Source organism: Methanomethylovorans sp. (assembly GCF_050177135.1).
Lineage (GTDB): Archaea > Halobacteriota > Methanosarcinia > Methanosarcinales > Methanosarcinaceae > Methanomethylovorans.
This window is the reverse complement of sequence record NZ_JBFXHJ010000114.1, coordinates 1-7,399: the sequence shown is the minus strand read 5'-3', so window position 1 is coordinate 7,399 and position 7,399 is coordinate 1. Positions and strand designations below refer to the sequence as shown.

Genomic DNA, 7,399 nt, shown 5'->3' with positions numbered 1-7,399 from the left:
ATATTATAAAGAAAGATTTATTGTAAGCATAATTGATATTTTAATTGTGATTTAGGTATTTTGTATGCAACACAAATGAGTTAATAACTTTTTGCCCAGTGTGATAAATTAGAACTATTTTGAAGTTTAAGTAAAGTATATACAGCAGTTTAACCCACTCTAACATATAAATGCAAGAATGGGAGTAACTACCATGTCAAAAAGGTCAAGACTTCTGCTGTTATCACTATTGTTGATCTCTATCTTTCTTTCAGGATGTTTGAACTCAAAAGACCTGCCTTCCAACATTGCAGGTCAATGCAGTGATGGTGCATCGTTTTCAGGTGATGAGTTCCTGATACTTGCACCTAAGACACTTTTTTCAGGAGGGGAAAGTGCTGTGACCATGGCTGCATTCAATGAAGGCCAGCCTGTTGTCAGATGTGTGGATTACACGCTTAAAGATGCGAACAATAAGGTTATCCCACTGGTACAGGCATCAACTTCAGATGCAGGTAATGCAGTGGCTTCCTTCGAAGTGCCAGAGATAAAAGAAGGGCAGTACACTCTGACCGCAAAACCCGCAGGTTCAGATACAGAGTTCACGACCACATTACAAGTAATTAGGAACAATCCCATCTTTATCGAAACCGACAAACCCATCTACAAACCCGGACAGACAATACACGGCCGCTTGCTCACTGTAAACAATAATCTGTTACCTGTTGAGCAACAGACCATGGTGGAGATCGCTGACGCAAAGGGTGTCAAGGTATTCAAAGAGAACCTCACCTCCAATGAATATGGTGTAACCTACTTTGACCTGCCCCTGGCATCAGAACTCAATCTGGGTACATGGAAGATAAAAGCCACTTCAGGCAGTTCCGGTTCAGAAGTCGACATCCGCGTGGAAAAATACGTGCTGCCCAAATTCGATGTACAGGTCACCACTCCTAAAGACTGGTTCCTTGTATCTGAACCGGTGACAGGCTCTGTATCTGCAGAATATTTCTTCGGGAAAACTGTAGAAGGCAATGTGACCGTAGATGCCATGCGCTACGTAGGTACCTGGGAACAATATGCCACCTTCACATCTGCGCTCAAGAACGGTTCAGTGGATCTTGAACTGCCGGAGGTGGGATATGCAGCGGGCACTTACGGTGCAGAGGGACAAGGAAGCCTTATGCTAAATATAACTGTAACCGATACCGGAGGTCACAGTGAAAGGTCCACACAGCTGCTCACTGTCGCCCAGTCGCCTGTAGTACTGAAACTCATACCCGAGTCTAATTCCATAAAACCCGGGATGCCTTTGCAGGTGCTGCTCGTGACCCAGGACCCCGGAGGTAAACCTGTAGATACCGATGTAAGTATCACTGCAAGTTTCACTGATGAGAATTACAATCAGGAGACGCAGCAGGATACTATAAAGACCCAGAACGGCACGTACCTGCTAACTTATAATGTGCCTGCCAATGCTCAGGCACTTGACCTTTCAGTAGACGTGCAGGATGCTTATGCATACGCAAACCTCAACGCTGTATATTCACCTTCCGCCAGTTTCATACACATCAGCCAGACCAGCGAGGGAGTTCCGAAAGTGGGTGAATCCATCACGTTCAAAGTGTACTCCACCAACAAGGGAACTGTATTCTATGATGTGTTTGCCAACGGCAGGACAGTATATTCTGCCACAAGCAGCGAATCGGATATAAGCATCCCTGTAACTCCACAGATGAGCCCCACTGCAAAAGTAGTGGCGTACATGATCAATCCCAACAATGAGGTCTCTGCAGATGTGCTGCCCTTTGATGTGCAATTCAAGACACAGGTAGACCTGGCTTCGGGCTTCAGCGAGGGAGAGGTGAAGCCGGGGGATAATGTGACCGTGAACTTTGATGCGGGCAGCCAAGCCATGATAGGTGTGTCCATTGTGGATGAGTCTGTGTATGCTCTCAGCGAAGGAAGGCTTAACCTGCAACAGGTGTTCAGCGAGCTCGAAAAGCGCTTCATGGAGCCTCTGGCTGAGGCCCATCCCACATACTACTGGTATCAGGAAGGAGCCTACAATGTGCTTGACAATGCGGGCATGGTGGTCATGGCCTCACCTGAACTGAATGTTCCGAAGGTGGAAGTTCCGCAGGAAGAGATGGTGATGGACGGATTTGGTGGAAAGGGCATGGATGTGGCAGTGCAGGAGGAAGCTGCAGTAGAGCCCAATGTCCCCGCTCCAACCGCATCTCCGGGGTCAGTCGGGCCTGACCAGCCTCTTGCTGAGGTACAGAGGGTACGTCAGTTCTTCCCTGAAACATGGATATGGATACCCGACCTGCTCACCGATAGCAGCGGAAAAGCAGACCTTGATCTGAACGCACCTGACAGTATCACCACCTGGAGATTGCATGCAGTATCCTCGGGACCGCAGGGTATAGGCATTTCCGAAACCCAGCTCAAGGTGTTCCAGGAGTTCTTCATTGACCCTGACCTGCCGTATGCTGTCATACGGGGCGAGCAGTTCCCGGTACAAGTACAGGTGTATAACTATCTGGATAAGGAGCAGCAGGTCTTCCTCACCCTGAAAGGCGAGGACTGGTTCCAGCTTGTGGGTACTGATAAAAAGCAGGTGACAGTGGCTCCGAACAGTGTGAGCTCTGTGAGCTTCACCATCAGGCCAACACAGATAGGCACCCATGTCATTGAGATCACAGGTCAGACCACAGAAAAGGCGGATGCTGTGAAGAAAGATATCATTGTGGAACCTGAAGGTGCGACCAGAGAGGTGGTGGATAATGGCATCCTTGACAATGCTTCGGTGGTGCTGGATGCTGGTTTGCCTTTTGATATGGTGAAGGATTCAGGCAAGATCCTGGTGAGTTTTACACCAAGCATTGTGGCACAGACCATAAGCGGTGTGGATGACCTGCTGGGTATGCCTTATGGCTGCGGTGAACAGAACATGATGCTGTTCTCCACGGATGTGGAAGTGCTGCGGTACCTGAAGGCTACAGGCCAGGAGAATCCGCAGATCCGGGCGAAGGCCGAAACATACATTATTACCGGCTACCAGCGCGAGCTGACCTACCGCCATGCTGACGGTTCTTTCTCTGCGTTCGGGGAAAGTGACGGGGAGGGCAGTCTGTGGCTTACTGACTTTGTGCTGTCACAGTTCAGCGGTGCCAGGGATATCACTACCATAGATGAGGATGTATTGAAGGAGGCTGCTGACTGGATAGAATCCCACCAGCAGGCTGATGGTTCATGGGAATCGGTGGGCTTTGTCATACACCAGGACATGATGGGGGGGGTGGATGGTGCATACGCTCTGACAGCTTATACCACGCTGGCGCTTGAGGAATATGGAGATACCAGCCCGGAGGTAATGGCAAAGGCTCAGCAGTATCTGGAAGCTAATCTGGCCGCACAGGACGATCCGTATGCTCTTGCCATCGGTACGCTGGCCTTGCAGAAACTGGACAGTTCCAAAGCTGACGAGGCTATGGACAAGCTGCTGACAATGGCAAAACAGGATAAGGATGGTACTTACTGGGGATATGATGAAGCTCAGGTATCCAGGCCTTATGGTTATGATACCTATGGCATAATAATGCCTTCGAGCAAGAATGTGGAGACTACGGCATATGCAACGCTGGCTCTTATTGAAGCCAGGGATCCGACTGCAAGCCAGTCTCTTAAGTGGATAGCTGCACAGAGGAATGCTCAGGGCGGTTTCTCCAGCACTCAGGATACTGTGATGGCTTTCAGAGCTCTCATGACCGCTGCGGCTTCGGCTGGCAGGGATATCGATGCCACGGTGTCGGTGATGGCTGACAATACATCGCTTAGAGAGGTAAGGATCACTCCGCAGAACTTCGATGTGGTACAGGTAGTGGAAGTGCCTGTGGATACGAAGCAGGTGACCCTGGGTATCGAAGGCGAGGGAGAAGTGAGCTACCAACTTGTGAAGAAGTTCAATGTGATCCTGCCGGATGTGGTGGAGCAGAACGAGATAGAGCTTAACGTAACATACGATGCCACGAAAGTGGCTGTGGATGACATCGTGACAGCAGATGTGCGGGTAAAGTACAACGGCATGCATGGCATCGGGGGCATGGTCAATTCCAGCGGCATGATGATAGTGGATATCGCTGTACCCACTGGTTTCAGTCCAGTCACAACGAGCCTGGATGTCCTCAAGGATAACGACACCATCACACGCTATGAGATCGCAGGCCGCAAGGTGGTGCTCTACATCGATGAGATGCAGGTGGGCGAGGAGCTTAACTTCACCATGCAAATGAAAGCGCTTTTTCCTGTAAAGGCAGCAGCCCAGGAAAGCAAAGCCTACTCCTACTACAACCCGGAGGTCAGTGCAGAAGTGAAGGGCGTAGAGATGAACGTGACGTGAAGGGGCTGGTAAGCCTCTTCATTTAGACTTTTTATTAATAGTTGGCAATATTTGATTGAAAATTGTCATATAGATCACACGGTCGACTAAATACTATTTTACCAATTGTACGTTATAAACAATAGGTGTTAACTATAAACCTGGCATACTTTTAAAAAACTTGCAAGAATATATTTAATCTGACCTGCCAATATCATTTCATGCCTGTAGAAACAAGGGAAATATCAGTCATTGGAAAAGAAGATTGTGGAATAGTCGATATCAGTGAAATGGTATCAGAGGAGGTCAAAAACTCAAAAATAAGAAATGGAACAGTTACAGTATTCTGCGTTGGTTCGACTGGAGCAATAACTACAATGGAATTTGAGCCAAACCTTTCAAAAGACGTTTCAGAAACTCTTGATAAGCTAATTCCTCTGAATAAGGATTATTTTCATCACAAAACATGGGGAGATTACAACGGTGGATCTCATTTAAGAGCATTGTTCATCGGTCCAAGTCTTACAGTTCCCTTTGTTGAGAAAAGATTGACACTTGGAACATGGCAGCAGATAGTATGCATAAATTTTGACCGGATTGAAAAGACAAGAAGGATAGTGCTGCAAATAATAGGGGAATTCTAAAAGGATCTTGTTTCTTCAATCTTCTTTATCTAATCATGTTGATGAGAACATCAGATGAGATTGCAGTTCCCATGCAAGTGCTAAGCCTCATCGATGATATAAGCCCTATTACCTTACCTGCTTGCAGGATAGGAGAACCGCTATCTCCGGGTTGTGGCATATCAGAGAAGAAACTTAAATAAAGCAAAGAAGATCCGGCATTGATCACTCTGCATGCGATTACATGCGTCTCATTGGCAAGCAGTGCATCATCCAATACAACTGCTTTGCCAAAGTTGGTTGTTTCAACTATGCAGTCAGAAGGAAGTTCTATCAGGGCCAGATCAAAATCTTTTACAAAAATCTTGACAGCAGCTTCCTTTCCATCCACTTCTACATGGTATTCTGTCCCATGAAATATATGAGAAGCTGCAACTATGTAATGCAATCCCTTTAATGAGATGACAGCGCCAATTACACAGCGTTTCCCCTTATAGAAAAAAGACCCGCCTGATTTTATCATAAACTTTTAATCTATGTGCTGATGATTTTAGTTTGATCTGTTATATAGTATGATACTGATGGTATTTATGATAAATTATAGCACAGCTGGATTATCTGAATTAACATCTATATTCTCCGGATCTTGCAACAAAACATATCGGGAAAACCTCTTACCTCTGAAATCCAGGTTATCAACCGGGATGAATGGGGCTTCTATAATCCCTTCCCGGATTCTGCTTCTTTAATGTCTCGCAGGTTCTTCACCTCTATGACACCTCCGAAGAACTCAACCTCTTGACCTGATTTACCGTTTTGCCCGCTCCGTGATCATGGCAAGCGACCCAGGCCGCCCACCATGGAGGTGATAGGAAAGTACGCAGAACTAAACAAATTATGGTAGAGTTTTGGCATGGGCTTCAATACGATACACTGAGAGGGAAATAATATAAAGGAAGGGAAGTTAATCAAAATATCGAAATAAGGGCTCTGTAGATAACCATTTTTTCATACATTTCAGGTCCAAAAAAGAATGTCGTTTGTTTGGAAGTGATTACAGAATATATTTATCTTACTTATTAATTAAATTTTGTACCTAATTGCCATCATATAATAGAATATATCCCTTGATAATGATTACGTAGTCAAAAAGGATTTTTTTATAACATTACATATACATATTTTATCTGAAGTAAACTGACTTTTCCAACAGGCCCCCTAATCCTTTTTTGTCTGGTGATTATAATAACTGATAGCCATATATCGCAAGTTCTGCCAGCACAAGAATAAGTACAAAATTCCCTATAAGTAATGGAGGGACCATTTTTTTAAGGGGAAATCCCGCGAGTGCAAGCCCAATTGCCAGTATGTCGCTGGGGAGTGGAGTCAGTGAGTAGACAAATATTAGCAAAACTACGTTCTTGTCACCAGCAACTTTTACTAATTGCAAAAATCGGCCTATATGTTTTCCGTACTTTGAGGGAACACATTGTTTTCCCTTTTTGCCGACAACATAGAATACAATATCTCCAAATGTAAGCCCTACACTTGCAAAAATTGCGATGTATATCGGATCAACTCCTCCTAAGGATATCGCGACCAGTGCTGTGTAGAAGGATGTTGAAGTGAACGCAGATACACCGCCTATGGCAGCCAGCAGAAAAACAACTAGATAGGTATTATGTACTCCCAAATACCCGACAATCTCTTCCGGCGGATAGTATACTAGAAAAACATACCATGCAAAAATGAATAAAATTAGCAGCCTTACGATCATAATGTCTCTTTTTCGGATAGAAACTGCATCTTCTGTAAGTATGCAGAAAGTAGTGGATTTCTCGGAACTGGCCGGTCCATTGATGTTGTCTTCAGGTGGCATTGATAATATTTATATATTATTTTAATAGATGAGGATTTTGATATAATGGAGGAGCCGAACTGCCGGTTCTGTGATTATAAAGGGATATGTGAAAGATAGTACAAAAGTAAGTAACTAAGTGTGTTTTTTGAATAACGAGAGGGATAATACAAATAACTATCAATAAGTAGAAAACTGGGCTCTGTAGAATTCCGAGATGCTTGAAGTGGTTCAAAGAAGCCACAGACCCGTTCCATAAAAGCGGCTCAGGTCATCAAGGAACTCATTAACCTTGCCGAGCTTGGAGAAGCACTAGGTCTTACCGAAGATGAGATAGAGTTCTATGATGCTCTTTAAACGAGCGACCGTGCAGTTAAGATACTGGGCGATGAGACCCTACGGACAATAGCACGGGAGCTGGTAGCCACTATACTATTAACTGGACCGTTCGAGAGAATGAAGTTTTTTTACTTATTTTCTAAAAATAGGGTCCTCTGAGATTTCCCCTCTATTGCGGTAATAATCATCCTTTTTTAGATTATCATAGGTGTATAC

The 7,399-nt window shown here is 45.1% G+C and carries 5 protein-coding genes; 3 read left to right on the top strand and 2 right to left on the bottom strand.

What is annotated here, in order from left to right:
• Positions 1-193 precede the first annotated feature (193 nt).
• Positions 194-4,384 (top strand): alpha-2-macroglobulin family protein, encoded by a 4,191-nt coding sequence (locus AB7U21_RS09085; protein ID WP_428388463.1) that lies wholly within the window; start codon positions 194-196, stop codon positions 4,382-4,384.
• Positions 4,385-4,584: 200 nt separating this feature from the next.
• On the top strand, positions 4,585-5,007 hold the full coding sequence (locus AB7U21_RS09080) for a secondary thiamine-phosphate synthase enzyme YjbQ (RefSeq protein ID WP_428388461.1): 423 nt from the start codon (positions 4,585-4,587) through the stop codon (positions 5,005-5,007).
• A 25-nt stretch (positions 5,008-5,032) separates the two neighbouring features.
• Here AB7U21_RS09080 and AB7U21_RS09075 read toward each other — a convergent pair whose 3' ends face one another.
• Entirely contained in the window at positions 5,033-5,509 is a 477-nt protein-coding gene (locus AB7U21_RS09075) for a serine protease (protein WP_428388459.1), read from the bottom strand.
• 717 nt (positions 5,510-6,226) lie between these two features.
• On the bottom strand, positions 6,227-6,865 hold the full coding sequence (locus AB7U21_RS09070; protein ID WP_428388457.1) for a hypothetical protein: 639 nt from the start codon (positions 6,863-6,865) through the stop codon (positions 6,227-6,229).
• A gap of 234 nt (positions 6,866-7,099) precedes the next feature.
• Here AB7U21_RS09070 and AB7U21_RS09065 point away from each other — a divergent pair, with 234 nt between their 5' ends.
• Positions 7,100-7,201 carry a hypothetical protein gene (locus tag AB7U21_RS09065; RefSeq protein WP_428388465.1) on the top strand — a complete coding sequence of 34 codons (102 nt, stop codon included), beginning with the start codon at positions 7,100-7,102 and terminating at the stop codon, positions 7,199-7,201.
• The last annotated feature ends 198 nt before the right edge of the window (positions 7,202-7,399 follow it).